The organism is Helicobacter valdiviensis, from assembly GCF_003245365.1.
Classification (GTDB): domain Bacteria; phylum Campylobacterota; class Campylobacteria; order Campylobacterales; family Helicobacteraceae; genus Helicobacter_D; species Helicobacter_D valdiviensis.
The window spans coordinates 1-24,467 of the sequence record NZ_NBIU01000013.1; the positions used below are offsets into that span (position 1 = coordinate 1).

The window sequence follows — 24,467 nt, forward strand, 5'->3', positions numbered from 1 at the left end:
TAGTATCATAAAAATATTTATTTCTACCATTAAGCCTCCTTAAAGCCTTTAAAAGACAATAAAAACTGCTTAAAACACATTAGAATTTTATCATTTAACTTTTAAGATTACTTTAAAAATAAAATATGATTTATTTTTTATATTTTTGTTTAATTTATCATTGTAAGAAGCAAGACAACAAAAACCAAACTATTATCATTGCAAGTCTTTTACTGTCATTGCGAGCAAATATGCAATATTTGCGTAGCAATCTAAAAGAGCAACCAAGAGTTTTAAAGTATTTCAATAGAGTTTTACCCTACAATGCAAACCCTTTAGACTGCCACACTCCACTTTGTTTCATTCGCAGTGACAAGATGGAATATCATTGCAAAAAGTATTGGCAAAGAAGCAATTAATACCCTAAGACAATGTTAGATTACCACGCAAGACTGTGTTTTGCTCGTAATAACTTGGTGAGGGTGGTATTTACAATGATGAAAAAAGACTAACCACGCAAGTCGTTCCACTGCTCGCAGTGACAAAAGGATATTATTGCAAGGTGATGTAATCACTGTGGCAAATTAATTTTACTTGGTTTATCTGTTATTGCAAGAAATTTTGACAACAAAGTAATCTTGTAAGCTTCTTTATGTTATTGAAAGCAAGGCAAGGTCAATCCAACTTCCTTTGCTATCTTAAAACTTTATAAAGAAATATTTTGCTATCGCTCAATATGATTTTATAGCTAATAAATAGAGATTGTTACAAGGTTTAATAATCTTTTGCAGTGAGAAAAGAAAGTGTTATGATAAAACAATGCAATTGCTTTGGTAATTTTTATCGTGGGAGCAGGTTTAATTGTTAAGAAAAATCACAAATTAAACCATAAGCAAGAGTGTGAGAATATTGGACTTTAATAGTAAGATGGTTTGTTAGAAGACTTAGCATTTAATAGGGGGGCTTGGTGTTAAAAACATAATTAAAAGTTTTTATGGTTTGATTTAAGAAAAAATAGGAAGTTTTATGGTATATTTTCACAAAGGACTAAAATGAAAGATTGGTTTGTGCCTTCTATTGGCTTTTTTATGTTTGTTTATTTTATGCTTTTTGTGGTTTTGTATGCAATTAAAATTGGCGGAGCAAATGTGCCTTTATATCAAAATAATAATCCTGTAGAAGTTGCTCCAAAAACTGATGCAGAGAAGTTTTTGCAAGATATTTCAAAAAGTATTAAAGAAAGTTTTTAAGTTTTTTGAAAAATATCCGATATAGTATTTATAAATCAAAAAAGGAGAAAAAGAATGGTTAATAACTTGCTATCCAATCCGACTTTTTCTTCTACTATAACACAGAGTAGAGGAAATTCCTCCATTAATAATGGTAAGAATGAAAATGTTAATAAACAGGAAAATGTCGCACAAAGTGCTGGAAATTCAAGGTTAGAAGCTTTAAAAAAGTCTATTCAAGAAGGAAACTATACTATAGATATTAAAGGGAGTGCAGAAAAGTTGGCACAAAATTTGCTTGGAGAATAAATAGCTAAATTTATAAGGAGTTATTTATGTCCTTGCAATTTTTAAAAGATGCACTAGAAGATATTGACGCTCTTATTGCAATTACAGAGCAAGATATTGCAGATATTAAAGAAGCAAAAAATGAAGAAATTTTTGCACGCATTTCTCAAAAAGAGGAGCTTACTACCTCTTTCATCCACAAAAAAGAAGCTTATGCAAAAAGTATTGAAGAAAAATTAAGAAAAGATTATCCAAATGCTACAATAGCGGATTTAAGCTATGAAGATAAAAAGAAACTCTTAGGTGAGGGTGCTAGTGAATTTACAGCCAAACTACATGATAAGTTAGAACTTTTAAAACAGTTAAATTATCGTTTTGGCAGGATGTCTTTAGCAGTTTCAGAGCTTTATAATTCCTTGCTTAAAAAGATGGTTCCTCTTGAGGAAAAAGGTTATCAAAAAAGTTCCCTTGGGGCTTCTTCGTTTCTTAAAGCAGAAGCATAAGGAGTTCTTATGGGTGGGTTACTTTCTTCTTTAAATACTCCTTATACAGGGTTGAGTGGCCATCAAGTAATGGTGGATACCACAGGTAATAATATAGCAAATGCAAATAATGAATTTTATTCAAGACAGGTTGTAAGAAGTTCAGCTCAAACACCACTTTGGAAGCAAAATTATGCTTTAGGGCAGGGCTTGCATGTCATGACGGTGGAGAGAATCCATGATGAATATACCTTTTCGCGTTATAAAAAGGCAAGTGTGGAAAAAACTTATTATGATACAAGTTTTTCAGGTTTAAAAGAAGCTTCTTCTTATTTTCCAGAGATTGATGGGGTTGGGATTTTTAATGATTTGCAAAACTATTTTAATGCTTGGAAGGATATTTCTACTAAAGCAGGAGACCCTGCACAAAAGACTTCTTTAGCAGAACAAGCACAAACCCTCTCGCAAAATGTTCGGGATACAAGAGAGCGCCTAGTCCAGCTCCAACAACGCTTAAATGATGAAATGAAAGTGGCTGTAGATGAGGTAAATAGATTAGGTTCTCAAATTGCTGAATTAAATAAGCAAATTAGTCTTTATGAAAATCAAGGGCTTAATAAAAAGGCAAATGATTTAAGAGATTTAAGAGATAAGTATGAATTTGAGCTTAATAATTTAATCGGTGCAGATGTTTTTAAAGACGGAATTAGAGGGAGTGGCGATGATCAAATTGCAGATTTTGAAGAAAGTTATACTTTAACTGTTGGGGGTATGGCTTTAGTAGATGGAGCTTCTTTTCATCCCTTAGTTTTAGATAATACTCAAAATGCAAGCGGTATTTATGAGATTAAATACCAAAGAAGCGATCACAAAGTGTATGATCTTACAAATAGCCTATCTAGTGGAAAAGTAGGGGCGATTTTAGATTTAATTAGAACAGATGATGTATTAGGATGTAATGGAAATATTGGTAAGCTACAAGAGTATATTAACCAGCTAGATACTTTCGCACAAGGTATGATTGAAGCTACAAATAATATTTATGCGCAAACTGCACAAACAGGTGCTAGTTCTGATGTATTAAATATAGGAACTCAAGATGCCTTGGTAAATAGTGGATATAATGTAAAAGAGGGTAGCTTTGATGTTGTGATGTATAACAAAGAGGGAGAGCCTATAGGCACAAGAACGGTTACTATTAATAGTAGCACTACTATGCAAGATATTGTAAATCAACTCAATGCTAATATTGATGATAATGCTGATGGAAACGCTAGTAATGATTTTGATGATAGGTTTGTAGCAACTTTTAACAATGATACAAAGACTTTTGCTATCACTTCTAAAAATCCAAGTGAAGAGATTTATATTTCTTTTCAAGATAGTGGCACAAATTTTGCGGGTGCTTTGGGGGTTAATAGATTTTTTGAAGGAAGTAGTGCATTAGATATGAATCTTGCTTTAAAATATCGTGATGATCCTACTTTAATCCATGCTTATAGAGAGCCAGTGGAAGGGAATTTTGAAATGGCAAACTTAATGCAAGAATTGCAAAATCAAAAAATTTCTTTCTTTAGTGCTGATGGCACAGAACATCAAGAAACTATTAGCGGATTTTTTAGATTTCTTTCTTCAAAAGTAGCAAGTGATGCAGAAGCAACAAATGCTACAAGGGAAACAAAAGAAGCTGTTTATGTGTCAATTAAGCAAGAATATAAAGCTATTTCAGAAGTTTCAGTAGATGATGAGCTTGTAAATCTTATCCGCTACCAAAGTGGTTATAGTGCTAATGCAAAGATGGTTACTGCTATAGATGAGATGATAAATACAATTTTAGGAATGAAATAATAGAGATATTTTAAATTTTTGATTACCTCTTTAAAAAAGAGGTAAAAACAATTTCTATCATTCAATACTTTTAAGCATTGAAAACTTTGCTTATAAGATGTTGAGCGAGTTTATATGGTTAAAATTCAACGCTAAATTCTCTATTTTTATTAAGGCTATCAAGTGTATAAATATTATAAAGCACATCAACAAAAAGTATATCATTAGCAGTTGTAATTGCAAAGCCTAGAAATTTTCCATTTTCGCTTACAATTTTTTCTATCATCTTAGCACCAATATCTTGCAAACTTACAGTATTTTCCCCTTGTTTAATTCCTACTTCTTTAAAATCAAGTTTATTGAGCTCTTTCTCTTCTAGGCTTTGAGCTTTTAGATTGATAGTAGCTCTATCTTCCTTTTTTGTGATGTTTAGTGTGCCAGTATCATTATAGAGTGTATCTACTTTTATTTCTCTTCCAGAGCTAAAACGCAAAGTGATAAATCCATCATCTTCTAGTTTCATAGAAGTAACAGAGTCTAAATCACTCATTTTAGCTATGGTTTCTTTTTGCTTAGTGGGATCATTTAGGGCTTCTTTTATTTCTTCTAGCTTTTCTTTGCTAAACTCTAGCCCAGTGATGTTTTTAAATTCTTGTTCCATTTCCATCATAAGATTTGACTTATCTATGGAGGCTACTTGCTCTTTTTTATCTTCGCTTACTTGTATATCATTTAAAATTGCCTCTTTTTTAGCGTTAAAATCTTCTTGTGCTTTTTTGTATTCTTCATAAAAGCTATTAAAAAGTTCTGTGTAATGGGACTCATAGCTCTGATTATCGCCATATTTTGTTCGCAAAATCTCTTCATATTCTCTTATATTTGTATCTTTATAGCGAGGAATTCTTGAGCCATTATCCAAACTATCAACAATGTTAAATTCTTCTAAGACTTCTACTCCTGCTAAATTTTTCTTTTTGTAAGCAAAGTTTGTAATAAACTCTCCACTTGCAAAAAGTGCTTCATTTATCTTAGGATCTCTTAGATTTACCCAGCCATCTTTATCTGCCAAGGCATCAAACATTTCTCTAATTTCTTCTTTTTTGATGGGTTTGTAGCGTTGTTCAGGTGGAAAAAGCTTCATAACATCATCTTGATATAAACGAATATCGTTGTATGGGTCATAAAGATGTTCATTTAAAGAACGATTTGTATTATCCATTTTTCCATTTTTGTTATTTGCTATCCATTCTTTTACTTCTTTAGCGCTTGTCCTATCTACTCCTTGCACAAAGGAATATAAATCTAGTGTGCCTACTACATCGCCTAAATTTAGAGTTTTGCCACTAGAAGTTTTAATTTTAAGTTTTGAGAATAGCTCATCTTCTTTGTTTAAAAATCCATCTTGATTGCTATCAAACTTAAACAAATCTCCTATTCTATTGATTTTCCCAGCTTCTAGCATAGATTCATCACCAAAGAGATCTAAAAAAACTTCAACTTCTCCTAGTGCGGTTTTAAGTGTATTTCTTTCTCCATTTGCATTATATTGCATACTTTCATAAGATATAAGCTCATGAAAACTTGCGTTGTAATGTGTGCCAGCATAGTAAGGTTGGGGAGAGCGAAGATTATAAGTATAATAAGAATAAGAATTGGGTTCCCAAAAGTTAAAGCCATTTTTGTTTGGTTCAAGATTTTTTATAAAATCTTGAATCTTTTTTTCTGCATCTTTTTTAAACCATTCTTGATATTTTTCTGCACTAGGTGCAAAAAGTTTCCCTCCATGATAGCTATTGGTAATTATGGTTTTCATAGCATTGCCTTATTATTGCATGATAGTAATATCTGCTACATAAACAACACCATTTGTATCAATATAAACATCAAAATCATTGGTTGTAAGAGTAGTAGATATCCCTTGTATTGCATTGATTAATTCTTGAACTAAGCGAGTATCTAAAGTAAAGTATTGTCTAACTTGAAATATTTCTTTTGCTTTTGCATTGTAGTTATTCATAAGTTCAAACATATTAATACCAGGTTGCCAAAAAAATTCTTTTACTCTAGCACAAGCACTTGGATTGTTAAACAAAAAATTATTAAACCTATCTGCTTTTAATGTAGCACCTCTAGCAAAAACCTTTTCTTGCACATTTTCATCGCTAGCACTTTTCCAACCTATTTTATAGAGATTTCCTGATTGATACACTTGGATATACACCCATTCATTTAGGGGATAAGGTTTTGTAGTAGCTATATTTGTAGTAGAATAATCTGTAACTGCAGAGGTTACTTGTAAAATCCCATCAGGTTTAATAATAGCATGAAAATAATCTGTTCTTATTGGGCCTGTGCCACTATAGTTACGAGAAAATATCACTTGATTTGCAAATTCTGCATAAGAAGTCGCATAAATCCACATACCTACGCTATTAATTCCAGTTCTTGCACTTCCTCCACCTGTTGCATTAAAATCGCCATTAGGTATTGCCAAGCATTTGGTTGGCACTCTCTTCATTTGTATAATTCAACCAATCTTTGTTTTTAGTGCAGAACTCTTGCAAGCCTTTTTTTGCTTTAATATAAAACAATAAAGCACCACTGCCATCCCTTGCTTCTAGCAAAATATCTGTAGTTTTATTAAAGGTAAATTGTTCAATAGGTTTAATAGCCCTAGGCTTTCCCCCCTCATCTCCTTTTTTTTAGTTTATTTGCTTTAGCTAAGGCACTTTTTAGCTCTTCTCCACTTAGTTCTTTAAGAGTAAAATCTCCTTTTGCATTTGTATCTAGCATATAGGCATAAGAAACTAGATTAAAGCAAATAGTAGCCAATAAAATCCATTTTTTTAGCATTTTCCCTCCCTTTTTGCCTGTTTAAAATAGTGTAACATATATATCGGTAATTTTTTGAAAAAGTAAAGAGAAAATAAATCTTTTAAATTTTATGATTAAAATTGCACAAAATTTATTAGTCTAGCAAGCAAAGCTGTCCAATACGATAGAGGGCAAAGTCGAATTTTGTGGGATCTTTTGGATCTAGCTTTCTTAGAAAATCTGTGATTTCTAATGCGGCTTTTAAATCGTAAGTTTTGCGTTTTAATAAGCCAAGCTTGCTAGAGATTTTAAAAGTGTGTGTATCAAGAGGTAAAACAAGAGTGCTTTTATCCACTTCTTTCCATAGTCCAAAATCAATTTTGTCATTTCTAACCATCCAACGCAAAAACATATTCCATCGCTTTAGCGGGGAGTGGTTGTTTGGAATCCCTATTAAGAATTTTAATCCCTCACTTAGTGGTTTATCTAATGATTTTAAAAGTGTATTTTGTAAAGCTTCTATGCCATAAAGCACAGAATTTTCTTTTTGATAGTTTTCTAAAAATATTGAATAGATAGGAATTTTTAAAAGTGTTTCAAAAAAATTTTTTATATCTTTTGGGTTTTGGAAGCGGTAGGGTTTTAAAAATAGAGGGGAGGGGTTTTGGAGCTGACAAGAATTTAGAAAATTTACAATAGCTTTAGCATTTCCATAAGAAAAAAGGGCACAAAATAAAATAAGTCTATCCCTCTCTTTATGGTTTAAAAACTCCTTTGCTACCATAATGGGATCAGGGTGAGAATTTGCGTTTAATTCCTGATTGAAAAGCTTATATTGCTCTTCTAAAAGATTTTGGATAAAGCTAAATGAGGGTTTTTTGGGAAGTTTTATGGGGTTAGAAGAGATAGTTGTAGCCAAAAAAGAATCCTGTGCTTGAAGTTTGGCTTAAATCTAGTTTAGTTCCTGTTTGCGTATCATTAATAAGCACCTTACTAGCCTCCTCGCCAAAATCTAGTCTTTTAGATTGCACACCAAACTCTAACTCCCCATAGTTGCTCTCATAAATTGCCCCAAGTTTTATGCCATAAGTTATCCCAGTATAGCTTAGCTCATCCATTGCGCTATTATTAACCACAAAACTGCCTCTATCAAATTTTCCAAATGCAAGTCCTGCATTAGCTCCAAGTAATGCACGCCAACGCGAAGTGTTTGGGAGGCGTGGGGTGAAAGCATAACCAAGTGTAGCACTCGTATAGGCAAAGCCATTTTTCTTTAGAGACTTTTCATAGCCTAAGATAATTCTGTGGTTTTCATTTAAAAGATAGCCTGCTTGCAAACCAAAACCTAAAGGGCGTTCTTCTAGATTGTGAGTTTGTGTAGCAAAACCCTCAATGCTTAATTTTGCGTCCGATTCTACAATATTACCCATACCATAGACACCTAGTAGGCGTTTTTTGCGTTGTTCTAATAAGGGGTGGTTTTGTGTGTTGTTGGTTTGGATAGAAGTTTGTGGGTTTTGGGATTGTATAGGCGAGGTTTCAAGTGGATTTTCATTTGCATTTTGACTAGAGGGAGTATTTATAGGAGTGTTTGTGGAATTGCTAGAGTTTGTAGGCTCTATACCATAATAAGCATTGAAGCTATCAATAGCACCACTGGGTGTGCTTGGCTCTATAGGCTCTGCATAAACAAAAGAAGAGAATAAAATAAGGCTAAAGAGGCTAATTTTACGCATTTGCACTCCTAATAAATAGCAAAATTTTATTGGAATTATAGCAAAAAATTAATTAGAAACTAAATTATACTTTTATTCTTGATTGTAAAGCCCTAAGAAGCGAGAGTTGATCAATATTTTCTAGGCTTACTCCTGTAGGGACACCTTGAGCAATTTTGCTAAACTGTAATCCTAGATGTGTGAGTTTATCTTCTAAAAATAAAATAAGACTATCACTTCCTAATGAAGGACTAAGTGCAAAAATAACTTCTACAATTTTTTCTTGTATGATTTTTTGTTCTAATGCTTTTAGATTAAGTGTTTCTATATCTTTTATTACAAAATATTTTCCATTAAACTCGCCACCCTCTTCAATTAAGAAAATATCTCTAGGATTTGCAACAATGCAAAGTTCCCCATTGTCTCTATTTTCATCTAAGCAGATTTCACAATAATGTCCCTCGCTAATTCCATTGCAACTCTCGCAAGTTCTTAGCTCCTGCACGCATGTTTCAATGCTATGGGCAATTTGTAAAGCACTAAATTTATCCTCATAGGCTAAAAAGTAAGCTAGACGCATAGCAGATTTTCTACCTATGCTAGGTAATTTTTCTAATGATTCGACTAATTTTGCAAAATGGTGTGGATAAGATTTCATAAAATGAATTTTATGTTAAAGTCGTTTAATATCTCATAAAACTAATTTTAGCTAGAATTTACATTTTTAAAATATTAAAGGAGCTTTTCTTGGAAGAGTTTGATTATTATGAGATTTTGCAAGTAGAAAGAAGTGCAGATGGCGATACAATTAAAAAAGCTTATCGCAAAATGGCACTAAAATACCATCCTGATAGAAATCCAGATGATAAAGATTCAGAAGAGATGTTTAAAAAAGTCAATGAAGCCTATCAAGTTTTAAGCGACAATGAAAAAAGACAAATTTATGATAGATATGGCAAAAGAGGCTTGGAGAGTAGCGGATTTTCAAGTGGTGGAATGGAAGATATTTTTGATGTGTTTAATTCCTTTTTTGGAGGAGGTTTTGGAGGCTTTGGCGGAGGTAGGAAGCAGGGCAAACAAAGCAAGTATGCAAAAGATTTAGCGCAAGAATTAGAACTTAGCTTTCATGAAGCAGTTTTTGGCTGTAAAAAAGAGATTGAAATTTCTTATAAGGTTGCTTGTAAGGATTGTAGAGGAAGTGGAGCAAAAGAAGGGAAAACTACCACTTGTAAAGCATGTGGTGGTAGCGGAAGAGAAACATTCTCTCAAGGCTTTATGACTTTTGCTCAAACTTGCTCTAAATGTCAAGGTAGCGGAGAAGAAATTAGTGAAAAATGTCCTAGCTGTCAAGGAAAGGGATATGCTTATGAAAAAGAAAAGTTTGAAGTAAATATTCCAGAAGGTGTGGATAGTGGCAATCAAATCCGCATTAGCAAAAGAGGGAATATTGCAGAAGATGGCACAAGAGGAGATTTGTATCTTGAAGTAGATGTGAAAGAAGATGAACATTTTATAAGACATCATAATGATGTATATTTAGAAGTGCCAGTATTTTTTACGCTAGTAATGCTTGGAGGAGTGATTAAAATCCCCTCACTTACAAAAGAATTGGATTTAAAAATCCCTGTAGGTGTTAAAGATAAACAACAATTTGTTTTTCATGGAGAGGGGATTAAAAGCGTTAATGGTTCTAAAAGAGGGAATTTTATAGCAGTGATTAAGATTATTTATCCAGAAAAATTGGATGAAAATCAGCAAAAATTGCTAGAAGAGTTGCATAACTCTTTTGGCTATGAATCTTCAAAGCCTATTAGTGCGTTTGAAGGATTAATGGATAAGATTAAAAAATGGTTTAAGTAAAATGGAGCGATTGGGTAAAACTTTAGGGATTTTGGGGGCGGATATTCTCATTTTTGTGTTGCTTTATTATTTTTTATCTTTTGAAAGAGAAGCAAATCTTGGGATTTGTATTTTAGTTTTTGCAGCAATTTTATGGATTAGTGAGGCAATTCATATAGCTTTTACCGCTCTTTTAATTCCTCTTCTTGCAATTATATTGGGTCTTAATGATGTGGTGGGAGCTTTTAGGGAATTTGCAAATCCTACAATATTTTTATTTTTTGGTGGATTTGCACTTGCTTGTGCTTTGCATATTCAAGGAATTGATAGATGGATTGCAAATCGTTTGATGTTGCTTGCAAAAGGGAATATGAGATTGGCATTTTTTATGCTTTTTATTTTGAGTGCGCTCATTTCTATGTGGATTAGCAATACAGCAACGGCAGCAATTATGCTTCCGCTTGGGCTTGGAGTTTTATCTAATTTGGATTTTAGTAAAGATCGTAATACTTTTGTGTTTGTATTGCTTGGGATTGCATATAGTGCTGGAATTGGTGGGTTTGGAACATTGGTGGGAAGTCCTCCAAATGCAATGACAGCGAGATTTCTAGAAATGGATTTCTTAGAATGGATGTCTATTGGAGTTCCTTTTGTGCTTGTAATGTTGCCTGCTTGCATTTTTATTTTATGGCAACTACTAAAGCCAAAATTGCATAAAAATTTTCAAATCCAGCGTGAAGAATTTGCTTGGAATATGCAAAAGATTATCACATTAGCCATTTTTATTTTAACGGCATTTGCGTGGATTTTTAGTGCAAAGATCTCTTCTATTTTAGGAGGGATTAAAGAGATGGATACCTATATAGCCATATGTGCTGTAGTGCTTATAGGGATTAGTGGGGTAGCTAGCTGGAAAGATATTCAAAAAAATACGGATTTTGGAGTTTTAATATTATTTGGTGGAGGATTAACTTTAAATGCTATTTTGCAGGATACGGGGGCAAGCAGACTTATTGCAAATGAAATTGTGAAGATTTTAGGAAAAGATAGTTTTGTGCTTGTAGTTTTTGTGGTGGCATTTTTTGTGATTTTGCTAACCGAATTTACAAGCAACACAGCAAGTGCAGCTCTTTTATTACCTATTTTTTCTGTAGCAGGAGAGGCACTAGGAATGCCTAAAGATATTTTGCCTTTAGTAGTTGCAATGGGAGCTGGATGTGCTTTTATGCTCCCTGTGGCTACTCCTCCTAATGCAATTGTATATGGAACGGGCTATATTAAGCAAATTGAGATGGTAAAATATGGGGGACTTGTAAATTTGTTTGGTATGTGTGCGATTACCTTTTTTGCGTATTTTATTTGGGCTTAATAATGAGTGGAGAATTTTTATAAATTTTAAATGAGGTTTAAAGGTTAGAAAATTGTTCAAATAAATGTATTTGGGATTATTTGAATAATTTTTAAGTATATGAAGAAAATTTACAAAGAAAGCGAATGCAAACAATGCAAGATAAAAAGAATAAAATGATAGCAATGTGTGATTTTCCTAAAAATTTATTAATAGAGGAATATTGTTTAAATTTTATTTAGTAAAAAAGACTTGGATTTGAAAACTTAATATATTTAGTTAAGATTTTTAAAAACTATTTATTGGCTTGTAAAAATAAGAGAATATAGAGGAGAATAAATTTTTTCAAGTTAAAGAAAGTATATTATGATAAACATTAGATGATAAAGGGCAATATTAAGGCGTTTGAAAAATATAGGAGTTATAGGGTATATTAATAATATGTATCTACAAGATAAAAACTCATTTTAATTTTTAGTATGGTAATGTAGAAAAATAGGAAAGAGTTATGCAAAAATTGCAATTAAGAAAAAACAAGTAAATACTACGCGTTATTTTGATTAAAAAGGCAAGAATATGGAGGAAGTTTTTTGTGGGGTTTTAGAGAGTTTATTGGGAAAATTAAAGATTTGTGCAACAAAGGAAGTGATTTTATGTGTGGATTTTTTAGAAAATAATACAAAGATTGAGATTAGGGAAAATTCCTTAGTTATAGAGTGCAAAAAACAATTAAAAGAATATTTTTTAAAAGAAAGAAGAGGGTTTGATTTGCCACTTAGAATTTGTGGAAGTGAGTTTGAAAAGGTTGTGTATGGAGAACTCTTAAAGATACCTTATGGAGAGGTGAGAACCTATAAGCAAATTGCACAAAATATAAACAAGTCAAAAGCTTGTAGAGCAGTAGGTAATGCAAATAGTAAGAATAAATTAGCCATTTTAGTTCCATGCCATAGAGTGGTAGCAAAAAGTGGAATAGGGGGTTATAATGGTGGGATAGATAAAAAGATTAAGCTTTTAGAATTAGAAAAAGGTTTGGCTTAAGAGAGATTAAAAATAAAATAATTTTTTAATAAAGAATATTATTATGGGTTTTTGGAGCGTTTTAGGAAATCTTCTTTAAGAAGTAGTTCCACAATACTCTTAAAGAGTGGAACAGCAGTTTGTGAGGCAAAATAAGCGTCAGTCTCGTTGGGTTCAAAAACGCTAATTCCTATAGTGTATTCTTTTTTGCCATCGCTTACAAAGCCAAAAAAGGAGCTATTGTATTTGCGGATGTATTTTCCTCCTTGTGCGATGTGTGCGGTTCCTGTTTTTCCACCAATAGTTAATCCTTCCACTTTTGCACTTTTTCCTGTTCCTTGAGTAACGACTTTAATGAGAGTTTCTTTGACTTTGGAAGCTGTATTTTTAGAGATGATTTGTGTGGGTGGATTGTGTTTTATGCGATAAAGTTCGCCTTTATTACCCTCCAGGTATTCTACAACATAGGGTTCATAGGCTAAACCATCGCTTATAATGGTATTATAGGCTTTTAGCATTTGGATAAAGGTTGTTCTAATCCCATATCCATAAGAAACGCTTGCACGATATACTTCGCTTCTAAAGCGGGAAATATCTGGGATAACTCCTATTCTCTCATAAGGTAAATCAATACCGCTAAGATTTCCAAAGCCAAAATTTTGCAAGAAAAGATTATAAAGGCTAGGACTAAGGCGTTGAGAAATCTTTGCCATACCAATATTGCTAGAATAGAGTAAAATTTCTTCAATGCTAGCAGATTCTAGGCGGTGTGTGTCGGTAATATAAAAGTTGTGTAGTTTGTAGCGTCCATTATCAAGCTCTATAATCTCACTAGGATTGATGAGGTTGTTTTCAAGCAAGATAGAATAGATAATAGGTTTTATGATACTGCCAGGTTCATAAGAATATTCAATAGCACTTGCATTAAGTTTTGGATAATCTTCTTTGCTAATGGAGTTTGGATCAAATCTAGCACTTGTGGCAAGAGAGAGTATCTTGCCACTTTTGCTTTCTATAATGCCTACCACAACTTCCTTAGCACCTAAATTTTTAGCATTTTCATCTACAAGGCGTTCTATCTTTTTTTGTAATTTTAAAGGAATTGTGGTAAAGAGGTTATAACCATCTATTCTGTCATTTAGGGTAGAATTTTTATTAAGGATAATATTAAAAGCAATATCCCTCTCTCCAGTCATTAAAGAATCGCTTATAGGCTTTAGATTTTCATTATAGCTTTTTTCGACTCCTTTAATGCCAATAGTGCGTGTCATATTGTTAATATCTTGTTTGTTGACATAGCCTAAAATGGGTTCTAGGCTATTTCCGTATAAATAATCTCTGCTTTCTCCACTTTCTACTACGGATAATCCATATTTAAACACTCTGCCTTTTTTATCAATATGAGAGATAAATACATCTAGTTGATTGAGTTTGATATTTAATTGACGCAAATAACTTGCAGTTTTTGAATCAATATCATAAGAGAGGACGACATTTCCTTTCTCTTGTAGTTTTTGTGCGATTGTATCTTTTGGAATTTTGCTATAAATAGAAAAAAGATTGATAAAAAGCTCTTTTTTGTTAGGATCAATGTTATAAGTATTTACTACAGCCTTATAAACCTTTTTGCTAGAGGCTAGTAAAAAGCCATCACTGCTATAAATAGAACCTCTTATAGCACTTTGTGTGCGTTTAGCTGTGAAGTTTGTGTCTTCTTGCTTATTGGAAGAATGATAAAAAATAGCTCCTAAAAAAATCACAAAACCAAAAGTGATAAGGAAGAAAAGCAGTGCAACTTTTCCTCTTTTTTTAAAATCAGCGTCCTGCATTAAATTTGTGTTTTAATGAGTTCTTTATAAGCACTAATCGCCTTATTTCTAACTTCTAGCATAAGCTTCATACTATTTTCGGCCTTACCAATTGCAATAGCAGCTTGATGCAAGTCTTTAATCTGTCCTGTTGCCATATCTGCCATAGCTTGTTCGGTTGTCTTTTGGTAAGCATTTACCTCATCTACTGCATCTTTTAGCATACTGCCAAAAGTTTTTGCAGGAGGATTAAGCTCATGGTTTGGCGATAGGTTTGGAACATCTTGTAACTTTTCTTGTAGCTTTTGTAAATCTACACCGTATTTATTGATTTCCATTGATCATCCTTTATGCTTGGAACATCGAAATAGCAGTTGCTGCCATACTTTTTGCACTTTGGAAAACAGCAACATTTGCTTGGTATGCTTTTGTAGCATCTATTAAATCGGCCATTTCCACCACAGGATTAATATTAGGATAAGCCACATAGCCTTCTGAATTTGCATCAGGGTGGCTTGGCTCATATTTTAGTCTAGGTTGCGAATCATCTCTTACGATTTTATCCACATAGACACTCATTAAGGTGGGTTTTGGCTTCCTTTGCTCATCAAAACTATCCATTTCATCTAATGGATCTTCATATTCTAGCAAATTATTGCTTTTTTCATACTTTTGATTTAAAACTTTATCAAAATCAAAGGCTTTAAAAATCAATTCTCTTCTTCTATAAGGACCGCCTTCATCCGTTCTTGTGGTATTTGCGTTTGCAATATTTGAAGAAATTAAATTAATTCTTTGTCTTTGTGCGGATAGTCCATAACCACTAATATCAAAACTAGATAAAAACATTTCACACTACCTTAAATATTCTTTGAAGATTCAACTGCATAGCTATAAATACCGCCTTGCTTTCTTAAAGCACCCACAAGAGCTTGATACATTGTATCATTTTTAGCCATTTCACTAGTTTCCACATCAAGATCTACACTATTTCCATCATTTCTTGCTAAATGTCCATCGCGGTAGAAGAATGTAGGTCTATCATCTAACTCTTTTTGTGGCAAGAGATGATTTTTGTTGGTTAGGGCGACTTTTAGTTCTAACTTCTTGTTTTGGTTAAAAATATCATCTGCTTTTTGGGCTAACATTTGTTCAAAATTAATGTCTTTTGGGCGATACATAGGAGTAGAAATGTTAGCAATATTACTAGCAATCATATCACGGCGTAATGCTCTATGATCCAATGCCTCTTGTGCAAGTGCTCGTGCTGGTGAATAACTAAATATGCTCATTTAAAACTCCTATTTGCAATTTGTTGTAAAGACTTAAGCAACTTTCATTCCAAAAATTAATTTGGAAATTATTCTAGTGTGAATTCTGTGCCTATTCCACTGCTTGTAAAAAGCTCTAAAAGCAAAGAGTGTGGGATTCTTTCATCAATAATATGGGCTTTTTCTACACCTTTGCTAATACATTCTAAACATGCTTCTACTTTTGGTATTATACCACATAACCATATTTCCCATCTTATTTTTGTGTTGCTTTAAAAAGGGAGACATCTTTGCTAATAATTCTTAGGTTTTAGTTAAAAATATATTAAAACTTGTTTTTATGAAGAGTTTAAAAACCATAGAATATTTTTTAGTAATTTTTGGATAAAAATGGATTATAAGTTCTTATAAATTTATTTTTGAACTAAATAACTTAAATGAGAAGCCTTTTTTGTTTTTTTTGATATAATGTTATCTTCAAATTTTAAAATATAACTACAAGGAGTTTTTATGAAATCTTTTACAATTACTAAGCGTAATTTTGAAGATGAGATTGTATTTTGCTACTGCTTTAAGAGTTGTGGGCCCTACAATAATTAATTAAGTAACTTGAACTAATTAAGTGGCTTTCATTCCAAAAATTAATTTGGAAATTATTCTAGTGTGAATTCTGTGCCTATTCCACTGCTTGTAAAAAGCTCTAAAAGCAAAGAGTGTGGGATTCTTCCATCAATGATATGGGCTTTTTCTACACCTTTGCTAATACATTCTAAACATGCTTCTACTTTTGGTATCATACCGCCTTTGATGGTTCCATCTTTTATAAGTGCTTGAGTTTGCTCTAAATTTAAGCTTTCTAAAATTTCTCCTTGGTTATCTAAGACACCTATTGTATCTGTGAGAAAAATTGCTCTTTTAGCTTTTGAAGCAATGGCAATCGCACTTGCAGCACTATCAGCATTAATATTAAAACCTGGATGTCCTGCTTCATCTCCACAAGCAATAGGGGCAATCACGGGTATGAGATTTTGAGAGAGGAGATTATCAATCACTTCTCCTCTTGTTTCTATAATCTCTCCTGTGTAACCATATTTCCCATTTGCTTTTGGGATAGCTTTAAAAAGAGAGGCATCTTTGCCGCTAATGCCTAGAGCATTTACGCCATGGTGGTTTAAAAAGGCAGTGATTTCTTTGTTTATCTCGCCACTTAGCACCATTTCTACGATACGCAAAGCATCAATGCTAGTAATTCTAAAACCATCAACAAATTCAGAATGGATTTTTAAAGAATCTAATAATTCATTGATTCTTTTGCCCCCTCCATGCACAATAATAGGCTTAATACCAAGCATATAAAGCATTACAATATCCATAGCAAATTGCTCTTTGAGCTCTGGGTTAATCTGTGCTGCACCCCCATATTTAATCACAATTTTAGAACCGCGAAAAAATCTAATATAGGGGAGTGAATCTAATAAAATAGAAACAATTTTTGTAGAATTATGCATTTTATTCCCTTTAATGATGTAAAATAGATATGGAATTATAACTAAAAGGAATATAAATGCAAATTGTTTTTTTAGATGGACTAAGTTTAGGTAAAAATAACTTAAAAGAATTATTGAGCCCTTTGGGTGCTTATACAGAATATGAGAACACAAAACCCCATGAAACTTTACAAAGATGTAAAGGAGCAGAGATTGTTTTAAGTAATAAAGTAGTGTTGGATAGAAACATTTTAAAAGAGTTACAAGGAACTTTAAAGCTTATTTGTATCACAGCAACTGGAACAAATAATGTAGATTTAGAAGCGGCTAGAGAATTTAACATAGAAGTTAAAAATGTAGCAGGTTACTCCACCAAAAGCGTAGCACAACATGCTTTGATGATGGCTTTAAACTTAAGTGCTAAAGTGTCTTATTATGATGATTTTTGTAAAAGTGGAGAATATGCAAAAAGTGGGCTTTTTACTAATTTAAGTGAGCCTTTGGAGCTTATGGAGGGCAAAAGATGGGGAATTATAGGATTAGGTAGCATAGGCAAAGAAGTAGCAAAACTTGCAAGTGCCTTTGGAGTAGAGATTGTGTATTATTCTACAAGTGGTAAAAATGATAATAAAGACTATAAAAGCATAAGTTTAGAGGAGCTTTTAAAAACAAGTCGCATTGTTTCAATCCATGCTCCTTTAAATGAAAACACAAAAAATCTTCTTAATGCTTCTAATTTACCTTTAATGCAAGAGGGTTCAATTTTAATTAATGTTGGGCGTGGCGGAATTGTAAATGAAGAAGATTTAAGCTCTTTAATGCTAAAGCATAAAATTTATGCAGGTTTTGATGTATTTTCTAAAGAACCTATGGAGGCAAACCACCCCTTTTTAAATCCAAAATTATCCCAGCAATTTTTGCTTACTCCGCATAATGCGTGGGGGTATGAAAATTCTAAAGAAATTTTAATTAATGGAGTGGTAAAAAATGTGAAGGATTTTTTGAGGCTTAGTTAATTTTTCATTAAATCCATTAGGCTACTTTTAGGATCTTTCCCATCTAAAATTAGGGAAACTTCCTTGGCAATAGGGGTGTAGATATTGTTTTTCTCTGCTAAGGCATAGATTTCTTTAGAGGTTTGCACTCCCTCTGCTACTTCTCCAAGTTCTTCTAAAATGGTTTCTAGTTTTTTGTTTTGTGCTAGTCCAATACCTACGCGAAAATTGCGAGAAAGCGTGGAATTTGCTGTTAAAAACAAATCTCCAGCACCGCTTAAGCCTAAAAATGTTTCTTCTTTAGCACCAAAGAATTGCCCAAATCTACACATTTCTACAAGCCCTCTTGCAATCAATGAGGCCTTAGCATTATCTCCTAGATTTAATCCAAAACAAATTCCACTTGCAATGGCAATTACATTTTTATAAGCTCCGCCTATCTCTCCACCCATTACATCTGTATTTGCATAAGGCTTTATGAAGCTAGGAAAGAGGGGAAGCCATTCTTTTGCATCTTCTAGGTTGTTTGAATGGATATTAAGAGCACAAGGTAGATTTTGTATAACCTCTTTAGCAAAGCTAGGACCTGCTAAAAAAGAGAGCTTGGCAAGAGGATAGAATTTGCTAAAAATATCACTTACAAAAAGCCCTTGTGAGATACCTTTGGAAGCAACTAAAATCTTAGCATTCTTAGGAAGTGGAAAACTCTCTAGCCAAGAAATAAGTGCAGAAGTTTTAATCGCTACTGCAAAATAGTCGCTATCTTGTGCTTCTTCTTTGCTAATTTGAAAGGGGGAGTTTAAATTTTTTCTTGAAATGATACAACTTTGATTTTTTTCTTTAAAAGCGTGGTGTAGTGCACTTCCCCATGCTCCACCACCAAATATGCTAATTTTTGCCATCTCTTGTTTTTTCCTGCCTTGTGCTTTTAATTTTAGTGTGGGATTTTAGCTAAAAATATATTAAATCTTGATTTTGATAAAGAGTTTAAAATCTAGGAGATGTTTTAAGTAGTTTGGATAAAAAGATTATAAGTTATTAAAATCTAATTAAAGCTAATAGCCTAAATGAGAAACCCCACTTGTTTTTTTTTTTTTTTTTTTTTTTGATACGATGTTGTCTCCAATTTTGGAAGATAACTATAAGGAGTTTTTATGAAAGATTTTACAATTGCTAAGCGTGATCTTGAAGATGAGATTGTATTTTATTACTGCTTTAAGTATTGCGGAAATGCTAATCCTAATTAATTCTTACAAAAACTATATTTAGGAATCTTCTTAGGATTCCTAAAAACTTTAAAAATCTTAAAAATATTTAGGAAACCAGATGACAATCACAAAACAAATTGATGAAAATACATTACTTACATTACCAAAAGATTTAGAATTTATTCCTTTAGATAAAGAAGTGTTGGTTTTATCTCCTAGCTGTGGGAATTTTATAGGTTTGTTTAATGAAGAGCAAGTTAGCGTGTTTAAGAATTTGCAACAATATTCCATAGCTAAAGCAGGACAATTATCAAAAAGTAAAGCAGATTTTAATTTTGTCGTGGCGCAAATTTTAGATAGAGAGTTTTTTGATACACCTCTTAGTATGATTGAAGAATATGATACGGCTCAAATTTATTTAACCAATGCTTGCAATCTTTCTTGCCCTCATTGTTATATGAGTTCAGGAAAGGCAAATGCAAATGAGCTAAAAAAAGAGCAATGGTATAGTGTGCTTGATAAACTTGTAGAATATGGCACAAAAGAAGTGATTTTTAGCGGTGGAGAGATTTTATTACATAAAGATTGCTTAGAGATTGTAAAGTATGCTAAAAATCTTGGATTGATTGTAAGGCTTAAAAGCAATGGAACGCTATGGACTAAAGAAAAGATTGAAGAGATAGCTAAATTTATTGATGATATACAAATTAGCATTGATGGAATTAATGAAGAGATGAATGCAAAAGTGCGTGGAGCTTTTAATTTTGATAAAGCTTTATTTAGTGTTGGAGAGTTTATAAAATGTGGAGCAAAAGTTATTATTGCTACAACGCCAACTTATGATAATATCAAGGAAATTGAAGAAGGATTTGTGCCTTTTGCAAAAAATTTATTAGCACTTTATGGGAAAAATTTAAAATTTATTGTTTCGCAAAAAATGCTTGGAGGCAGAGGCATAGAGATGAAATTTGATGAAGAATCTAAAGCCTATGCAAAAAGTGCTGATTGTGTAATGGAGCAGATTTATCCTAATTATAAACTAAAAAACTTAGCCATTAGCATTGAAGGAAAAGAACGCGTTAGAAATTGTGGTTATGGTAATTTAACTATTGCAAGTAATGGTAAGATTTATCTATGCAATCGTGTGGATGAATTGCATCCTTTTGCTGATATTAATGAGGATTTAAAAGAAGTTTTGAAAAAAGCTAGAGAGTTTAATTACAAAAGCAGTGTAGATTTCGTCAATCCTTGTAAAGATTGTAGTGTGCGATACATTTGTGGGGGTGGATGTAGAATTGATGAGTATAATTTTAAAGGAAGACAAGAGTTGATGGATAAAGAAATCACAAAAGAATGCAGTGAAGCTTATAGAACAAAATTTAAGCAATCATTGCTTAATGGATTAAAATATATCTATGCAATCTAATTTGCGTTTAAGATTTGATTGCATAAAAGAAGCAATTTCTATAAGATATCAAAGTAATATTGATAGACTAGGTGTAGCCATTAGCACAAAAAGTCTAATAAAAAGTGCTAAACTTCAACCTATTGAAGAGGAGATGTTGGTTTTTGTTAGGCAATTTAATGGTGAAAAGCCCCCTTTTTTAATACCAGAAAAATTTTTTTGCGATTTGCTTTTTGAAAAAATAGAAGAGATTGATTTTTTATTTGCTCATAACAAAAATAAAAGTTTAAAACGCATACATAAAATGCCTTTTAAAACAGAGCAAAAGCATTTTGCAAAACTTAAAGCTACAAATATGAAATTTTACATAACAGGTTTTCAAAAAGAAGTTGCTAATGTAGAAATTTATTTTGATTTTAATGGTATTGAAGTCCCTATTTGGTATGATTTTTTAATTGTGAGCGATAATAAGCTTTTTATGATGGATACAGCAGAAATTATCCAGAGGGCAAATGCTATTGTTGATATTACAAAGCAATATTTTGAATATGAAGAACTTAAAAGGCTAAAAGAGGAATTTAGTGTATTAGTAAAATCTAATGATAGCCCTTCTAAGAGTGTAAGCTTTAGTAAAACTGCTAGTGGTTTTTTATCTTTTGAGAAAAAAATAGATGAAAATGTAGAATTTTATAATCGCTTATTGGGGGCGTATTTAAAAGGAAAAAATTATGTAGAATTTAATGATGAGGTGTTTATTTTTAATAAAACAGATTTTGATGAAAAAACAACTTTGCATTTAATGCAAAAAACAAATACTACAAACTATGATGTTGTAGAATTTTTAGAGAAGATAGAAAATATTAAACAATACCCTATGGATAATATTTTAAAGGCTATAAAACTCCATATAAAAACACAGTTAAAACCCTATCAATATGAAGGTGTTTTGTGGTTGTGTAATCTTTATAAAAATAATTTATGGGGAGGATTGTTAGCCGATGATATGGGGCTTGGCAAAACTTTGCAAAGTATTTGTTTTTTAGTGGCTAATGATATTAAGAGTGTTCTTATAGTTGCACCAGCTTCTTTGGTGCAAAATTGGAAGAACGAGATTATAAAATTTACACACATTAAAGAGAATGAAATCTCATTGAATTTGGAGCAACGCAAGATTCAAATCTTATCTTATGAGAGTGCTAGAAGCAAGATAGCACAGCTTAAAAGCTATCAAGTTTTAATCTTAGATGAATCGCAAAAAATAAAAAATGATAAAACGCAAATTTTCAACGCATTAAGCCAAATTGAGCGTGATTTTACAATGATACTTAGTGGGACGCCTATTGAAAATTCATTACTAGATTTGTGGAATATGATGAGTGCAATTAATGTAAATTTTAAATGGCTTTATGAAAATAAAATCGCTCCATTAGTGAGTGAAACACAATCAGCAATTAATCTAAGTGTAAAATTTTTAAGTCCTTTTATTAAAAGGCGAGAGAAAAAGCAAGTTTTAAATTTGCCAAAGCGACAAGATGAAACGATTTTTGTTGATTTTAGTGATAAAGAAAGAGTGCAATATGATAGAATTTATAATATTTTTGTATCAGCATTGCATACTGGCTTATCTGCAAGAGCAAATTTTGTGATGTTAGAGGGGCTTTTAAGACTTAGGCAGTTTTGCTCCTTGCATAAAATTGTTCCAAACTCCCTTTGTGATTGTGGAAATTTAGAAGATTCTAAAATGAAAGTGTTGTTAAAATTGGTGCATACTATTATTGAAAACAAAGAAAGAGTGCTTATATTTTCTCAATTTACAAAGAGTTTGGATTTGTTAAAAAACGCATTGCAAGATACTAATGTATTGTATTTAAATGGTGCGACTTCCAAGAAAGATCGTGCTAAATTTGTGGATAGCTTTCAAGAAAAAGATAGCCCCTTTAATGTGTTTTTAATAAGTTTAAAAGCTGGTGGTGTTGGATTAAATCTTACAAATGCACAAAATGCAATTATTTTAGAGCCTTGGTTTAATCCTGCAGTTGAGGAGCAGGCATTTAGTAGAATTCATCGCATTGGACAAGAAAAAGAAGTGAAAATTTATAGACTATTGTATAAAGAAAGCATAGAAGCTAAAATCTATGATTTAATTAATTATAAACTAGATCTTTCTTGTGATTTAAATGGAGAATTGTTGAAGTTTGCAAAAGATATATTTTATAAAGCTTGAATGCTTTAGATGATTATCTTTGCGGTTTAGATAAACTTTGCTTCAATCTTATAAATTTTTAATCTAGTCTATATTTTTAAGAATATTTTGGAGTTTTATTTTATCTACCAAATAAATTCAATAGAGTTGCAAGGACATATTTTAAAATGCTAATTTATTCTCTTGCTTTATGGATTTAGTTTTTGATTAGGTTTTGTGGTAAGAGGATTTTAAAGCATTTTCTTTCTTGATTTAGTAGCTTAATATCTCCATTGTGTGCTTCAATAATTTGTAAAGAGAGTGCTAAACCTAGTCCGTTTCCTTTAAGTTTGGTGCTTTTAAAGGGCTCAAATAAAATTTGTGGGTTTTCAATAGCTTTACCATCATCACAAATTTGAAAGAGGGCTTCATTATTTTGCATTTTATAAGAGATTTTTATGGTTCCTGTATCATTTTCACCTTCTTCTATGGCATCAATTGCATTAAAAAGAAAGTTTTGTAAAACGATACATAAAAGCTCAAAATCTCCTATTAAATATGTATTTTCAAAATCAAAATCAAAATGGATTTCTTTGGTATAGGTGTAGTATCCTAGGGCTTCATGGAGTTCATTTTCTAGGGCGATTGGATCAATGCTGTCTTTTTGGATATGCACCCCTTTAGAAAAGAGTAGAGTTGCTTTGATAATTCTTTCCACACGCCAAATAGATTTTTTAATCTCAAGCACCAAAGCTTTATTCTTTAAATCTACGCGGTTAGCTAGAGTGGAGGAAAGCAGGGCAACTGAACCAATAGGGTTTCTAATCTCATGAGCTAAATGCGCAGAAATTTGTCCCATAGAGGCAAGACGCTCCCGCCTTTTTTCGCTTGTGATATCAGTGGCGGTGATGATAATTTTATTAAGCTTTTTGTTAAGCTGCACCAAATAAACTTTTGTTTCAAATTCTATTTCTTGACGCTCTTCGTTGCTAATGAGTTCTAAAAGTTCGCTAATTTCACTTGCAAGAGTGTTTTGGTAAAAAATTTCACCATTTTCTTGTAGAACCCAAACAGCAGTAGGTAAAATATCCAAAACTTCCTCAAAAAGTGCTCTTAACTCAACAAATTCTTTTTCTACTTCATAGGTTTGTGTGATAAGCTCTTTTAAGCCTTTTGCAAAAGATTCTTTATCACTACTACTTAGAGATTCTAGTAAATTTTGATCAATCATTTAGAACCTTTGACTTCTTTTGTGCCTTGCTTGCCTTGTAAATCTTTTAGATAATCAAACAAAAGATCGCTAAAACCAAAGCTACCACTTAAGCTTTCTGATAAAGTATCTCTATACATTGATTCATAAATATCATGTCCTGGTGCTTTAGGATAGAGACTATCATCCATTTTAAGTGCGGTGTTTAGCATATTTTTAATAATGAGTGCTTCAAATGCATCTGTTTGCTCTCTTAATCTTGTATCATCATCGGTTTTTGTGATTTTTGGAGCTTCTTTTGCTGCATCTAATAATTCTTTTGAGTATCCACTAATTCCTTTAAAATCTAGTTGCATATTT

At 32.2% G+C, this 24,467-nt stretch carries 25 protein-coding genes and 1 pseudogene; 10 read left to right on the forward strand and 16 right to left on the reverse strand.

Going from position 1 to position 24,467, the window contains the following annotated elements; translation table 11 throughout:
- Positions 1-1,031 precede the first annotated feature (1,031 nt).
- Genes B6S12_RS05515 through flgK form a run of 4 tightly spaced genes read left to right on the forward strand, consistent with a single transcriptional unit; the run spans position 1,032 to position 3,826 of the window.
- Positions 1,032-1,229 carry a hypothetical protein gene (locus B6S12_RS05515; protein WP_111229807.1) on the forward strand — a complete coding sequence of 66 codons (198 nt, stop codon included), beginning with the start codon at positions 1,032-1,034 and terminating at the stop codon, positions 1,227-1,229.
- Between the two features lie 54 nt (positions 1,230-1,283).
- Positions 1,284-1,517, forward strand: coding sequence for a flagellar biosynthesis anti-sigma factor FlgM (locus tag B6S12_RS05520; RefSeq protein WP_111229808.1), 234 nt, complete (start codon positions 1,284-1,286; stop codon positions 1,515-1,517).
- 26 nt (positions 1,518-1,543) lie between these two features.
- Positions 1,544-1,999 (forward strand): hypothetical protein, encoded by a 456-nt coding sequence (locus B6S12_RS05525; protein WP_181450967.1) that lies wholly within the window; start codon positions 1,544-1,546, stop codon positions 1,997-1,999.
- 9 nt (positions 2,000-2,008) lie between these two features.
- Entirely contained in the window at positions 2,009-3,826 is a 1,818-nt protein-coding gene (flgK, locus tag B6S12_RS05530; protein WP_111229809.1) for a flagellar hook-associated protein FlgK, read from the forward strand.
- Positions 3,827-3,944: 118 nt separating this feature from the next.
- On the opposite strand, the gene B6S12_RS05535 is transcribed toward flgK, so the two are convergent.
- The 7 genes from B6S12_RS05535 to recR all read right to left on the reverse strand — a co-directional run bounded on the left by B6S12_RS05535 (position 3,945) and on the right by recR (position 9,001).
- Positions 3,945-5,618 (reverse strand): hypothetical protein, encoded by a 1,674-nt coding sequence (locus B6S12_RS05535; RefSeq protein WP_111229810.1) that lies wholly within the window; start codon positions 5,616-5,618, stop codon positions 3,945-3,947.
- A gap of 12 nt (positions 5,619-5,630) precedes the next feature.
- Positions 5,631-6,323: a hypothetical protein gene (locus tag B6S12_RS05540; RefSeq protein ID WP_146239346.1), complete on the reverse strand. Its 693-nt coding sequence runs from the start codon at positions 6,321-6,323 to the stop codon at positions 5,631-5,633.
- Positions 6,286-6,429, reverse strand: a complete 144-nt coding sequence (locus B6S12_RS11070; protein ID WP_181450968.1) for a hypothetical protein — start codon at positions 6,427-6,429, stop codon at positions 6,286-6,288. Before B6S12_RS11070 ends, B6S12_RS05540 begins: the two co-directional genes overlap by 38 nt.
- A gap of 64 nt (positions 6,430-6,493) precedes the next feature.
- Positions 6,494-6,658 (reverse strand): hypothetical protein, encoded by a 165-nt coding sequence (locus tag B6S12_RS11075; protein WP_181450969.1) that lies wholly within the window; start codon positions 6,656-6,658, stop codon positions 6,494-6,496.
- A gap of 115 nt (positions 6,659-6,773) precedes the next feature.
- Positions 6,774-7,538 (reverse strand): TIGR02757 family protein, encoded by a 765-nt coding sequence (locus B6S12_RS05545; protein ID WP_245892547.1) that lies wholly within the window; start codon positions 7,536-7,538, stop codon positions 6,774-6,776.
- Entirely contained in the window at positions 7,516-8,355 is an 840-nt protein-coding gene (locus B6S12_RS05550; RefSeq protein WP_111229812.1) for a hypothetical protein, read from the reverse strand. Before B6S12_RS05550 ends, B6S12_RS05545 begins: the two co-directional genes overlap by 23 nt.
- A gap of 64 nt (positions 8,356-8,419) precedes the next feature.
- Positions 8,420-9,001 carry a recombination mediator RecR gene (recR, locus tag B6S12_RS05555; RefSeq protein WP_181450971.1) on the reverse strand — a complete coding sequence of 194 codons (582 nt, stop codon included), beginning with the start codon at positions 8,999-9,001 and terminating at the stop codon, positions 8,420-8,422.
- An 80-nt stretch (positions 9,002-9,081) separates the two neighbouring features.
- Between recR and dnaJ the strand changes: the two genes are divergently transcribed.
- The 3 genes from dnaJ (at position 9,082) to B6S12_RS05570 (ending at position 12,562) form a co-directional block, all read left to right on the forward strand.
- On the forward strand, positions 9,082-10,194 hold the full coding sequence (dnaJ, locus tag B6S12_RS05560) for a molecular chaperone DnaJ (protein WP_111229814.1): 1,113 nt from the start codon (positions 9,082-9,084) through the stop codon (positions 10,192-10,194).
- Between the two features lies 1 nt (position 10,195).
- Complete coding sequence (locus B6S12_RS05565; protein WP_111229815.1) at positions 10,196-11,542, forward strand: SLC13 family permease; 1,347 nt, start codon at positions 10,196-10,198, stop codon at positions 11,540-11,542.
- Positions 11,543-12,097: 555 nt separating this feature from the next.
- The gene (locus tag B6S12_RS05570; RefSeq protein WP_111229816.1) at positions 12,098-12,562 is read left to right on the forward strand and encodes a methylated-DNA--[protein]-cysteine S-methyltransferase; all 465 of its coding nucleotides are present in this window, start codon (positions 12,098-12,100) and stop codon (positions 12,560-12,562) included.
- Positions 12,563-12,603: 41 nt separating this feature from the next.
- On the opposite strand, the gene B6S12_RS05575 is transcribed toward B6S12_RS05570, so the two are convergent.
- From B6S12_RS05575 to argB, 6 genes and pseudogenes are all read right to left on the reverse strand, one after another.
- Entirely contained in the window at positions 12,604-14,370 is a 1,767-nt protein-coding gene (locus B6S12_RS05575; protein ID WP_111229817.1) for a peptidoglycan D,D-transpeptidase FtsI family protein, read from the reverse strand.
- Positions 14,370-14,687, reverse strand: coding sequence for a flagellar hook-basal body complex protein FliE (gene fliE, locus B6S12_RS05580; protein WP_111229818.1), 318 nt, complete (start codon positions 14,685-14,687; stop codon positions 14,370-14,372). Before fliE ends, B6S12_RS05575 begins: the two co-directional genes overlap by 1 nt.
- 10 nt (positions 14,688-14,697) lie before the next feature.
- The gene (gene flgC, locus B6S12_RS05585) at positions 14,698-15,198 is read right to left on the reverse strand and encodes a flagellar basal body rod protein FlgC (protein WP_111229819.1); all 501 of its coding nucleotides are present in this window, start codon (positions 15,196-15,198) and stop codon (positions 14,698-14,700) included.
- An 11-nt stretch (positions 15,199-15,209) separates the two neighbouring features.
- The gene (flgB, locus tag B6S12_RS05590; RefSeq protein ID WP_111229820.1) at positions 15,210-15,641 is read right to left on the reverse strand and encodes a flagellar basal body rod protein FlgB; all 432 of its coding nucleotides are present in this window, start codon (positions 15,639-15,641) and stop codon (positions 15,210-15,212) included.
- A 68-nt stretch (positions 15,642-15,709) separates the two neighbouring features.
- Positions 15,710-15,856: pseudogene (locus tag B6S12_RS11465) on the reverse strand (acetylglutamate kinase); the annotation flags it as partial.
- Between the two features lie 417 nt (positions 15,857-16,273).
- Entirely contained in the window at positions 16,274-17,128 is an 855-nt protein-coding gene (argB, locus tag B6S12_RS05600; RefSeq protein WP_111229821.1) for an acetylglutamate kinase, read from the reverse strand.
- A gap of 56 nt (positions 17,129-17,184) precedes the next feature.
- Between argB and B6S12_RS05605 the strand changes: the two genes are divergently transcribed.
- On the forward strand, positions 17,185-18,123 hold the full coding sequence (locus tag B6S12_RS05605) for a D-2-hydroxyacid dehydrogenase (protein ID WP_111229822.1): 939 nt from the start codon (positions 17,185-17,187) through the stop codon (positions 18,121-18,123).
- Here the strand turns inward: B6S12_RS05605 and B6S12_RS05610 are convergent.
- Complete coding sequence (locus B6S12_RS05610) at positions 18,120-19,004, reverse strand: NAD(P)H-dependent glycerol-3-phosphate dehydrogenase (protein ID WP_111229823.1); 885 nt, start codon at positions 19,002-19,004, stop codon at positions 18,120-18,122. The two genes, B6S12_RS05605 and B6S12_RS05610, sit on opposite strands and share 4 nt — an antisense overlap.
- 424 nt (positions 19,005-19,428) lie before the next feature.
- On the opposite strand from B6S12_RS05610, the gene B6S12_RS05615 reads away from it, so the two are divergent.
- Together B6S12_RS05615 and B6S12_RS05620 are read left to right on the forward strand one after the other, a co-directional pair.
- Positions 19,429-20,736, forward strand: a complete 1,308-nt coding sequence (locus B6S12_RS05615) for a radical SAM/SPASM domain-containing protein (RefSeq protein WP_111229824.1) — start codon at positions 19,429-19,431, stop codon at positions 20,734-20,736.
- Positions 20,726-22,939 (forward strand): DEAD/DEAH box helicase, encoded by a 2,214-nt coding sequence (locus tag B6S12_RS05620; RefSeq protein ID WP_111229825.1) that lies wholly within the window; start codon positions 20,726-20,728, stop codon positions 22,937-22,939. The genes B6S12_RS05615 and B6S12_RS05620 overlap by 11 nt, the downstream gene beginning before the upstream one ends.
- Before the next feature lie 175 nt (positions 22,940-23,114).
- On the opposite strand, the gene B6S12_RS05625 is transcribed toward B6S12_RS05620, so the two are convergent.
- Entirely contained in the window at positions 23,115-24,128 is a 1,014-nt protein-coding gene (locus B6S12_RS05625; RefSeq protein WP_111229826.1) for a sensor histidine kinase, read from the reverse strand.
- Positions 24,125-24,463, reverse strand: a complete 339-nt coding sequence (locus tag B6S12_RS05630) for a rod-binding protein (RefSeq protein ID WP_111229827.1) — start codon at positions 24,461-24,463, stop codon at positions 24,125-24,127. Before B6S12_RS05630 ends, B6S12_RS05625 begins: the two co-directional genes overlap by 4 nt.
- Positions 24,464-24,467 lie beyond the last annotated feature (4 nt).

Coding starts and splice junctions, on each gene's coding strand:
- B6S12_RS05515 (WP_111229807.1), top strand. CDS start 1,032: ATGAAAGATTGGTTTGTGCCTTCTATTGGCTTTTTTATGTTTGTTTAT.
- B6S12_RS05520 (WP_111229808.1), top strand. CDS start 1,284: ATGGTTAATAACTTGCTATCCAATCCGACTTTTTCTTCTACTATAACA.
- B6S12_RS05525 (WP_181450967.1), top strand. CDS start 1,544: ATGTCCTTGCAATTTTTAAAAGATGCACTAGAAGATATTGACGCTCTT.
- flgK (WP_111229809.1), top strand. CDS start 2,009: ATGGGTGGGTTACTTTCTTCTTTAAATACTCCTTATACAGGGTTGAGT.
- B6S12_RS05535 (WP_111229810.1), bottom strand. CDS start 5,618: ATGAAAACCATAATTACCAATAGCTATCATGGAGGGAAACTTTTTGCA.
- B6S12_RS05540 (WP_146239346.1), bottom strand. CDS start 6,323: ATGAAGAGAGTGCCAACCAAATGCTTGGCAATACCTAATGGCGATTTT.
- B6S12_RS11075 (WP_181450969.1), bottom strand. CDS start 6,658: ATGCTAAAAAAATGGATTTTATTGGCTACTATTTGCTTTAATCTAGTT.
- B6S12_RS05550 (WP_111229812.1), bottom strand. CDS start 8,355: ATGCGTAAAATTAGCCTCTTTAGCCTTATTTTATTCTCTTCTTTTGTT.
- B6S12_RS05565 (WP_111229815.1), top strand. CDS start 10,196: ATGGAGCGATTGGGTAAAACTTTAGGGATTTTGGGGGCGGATATTCTC.
- B6S12_RS05570 (WP_111229816.1), top strand. CDS start 12,098: ATGGAGGAAGTTTTTTGTGGGGTTTTAGAGAGTTTATTGGGAAAATTA.
- B6S12_RS05575 (WP_111229817.1), bottom strand. CDS start 14,370: ATGCAGGACGCTGATTTTAAAAAAAGAGGAAAAGTTGCACTGCTTTTC.
- fliE (WP_111229818.1), bottom strand. CDS start 14,687: ATGGAAATCAATAAATACGGTGTAGATTTACAAAAGCTACAAGAAAAG.
- flgC (WP_111229819.1), bottom strand. CDS start 15,198: ATGTTTTTATCTAGTTTTGATATTAGTGGTTATGGACTATCCGCACAA.
- flgB (WP_111229820.1), bottom strand. CDS start 15,641: ATGAGCATATTTAGTTATTCACCAGCACGAGCACTTGCACAAGAGGCA.
- argB (WP_111229821.1), bottom strand. CDS start 17,128: ATGCATAATTCTACAAAAATTGTTTCTATTTTATTAGATTCACTCCCC.
- B6S12_RS05605 (WP_111229822.1), top strand. CDS start 17,185: ATGCAAATTGTTTTTTTAGATGGACTAAGTTTAGGTAAAAATAACTTA.
- B6S12_RS05610 (WP_111229823.1), bottom strand. CDS start 19,004: ATGGCAAAAATTAGCATATTTGGTGGTGGAGCATGGGGAAGTGCACTA.
- B6S12_RS05615 (WP_111229824.1), top strand. CDS start 19,429: ATGACAATCACAAAACAAATTGATGAAAATACATTACTTACATTACCA.
- B6S12_RS05620 (WP_111229825.1), top strand. CDS start 20,726: ATGCAATCTAATTTGCGTTTAAGATTTGATTGCATAAAAGAAGCAATT.
- B6S12_RS05625 (WP_111229826.1), bottom strand. CDS start 24,128: ATGATTGATCAAAATTTACTAGAATCTCTAAGTAGTAGTGATAAAGAA.
- B6S12_RS05630 (WP_111229827.1), bottom strand. CDS start 24,463: ATGCAACTAGATTTTAAAGGAATTAGTGGATACTCAAAAGAATTATTA.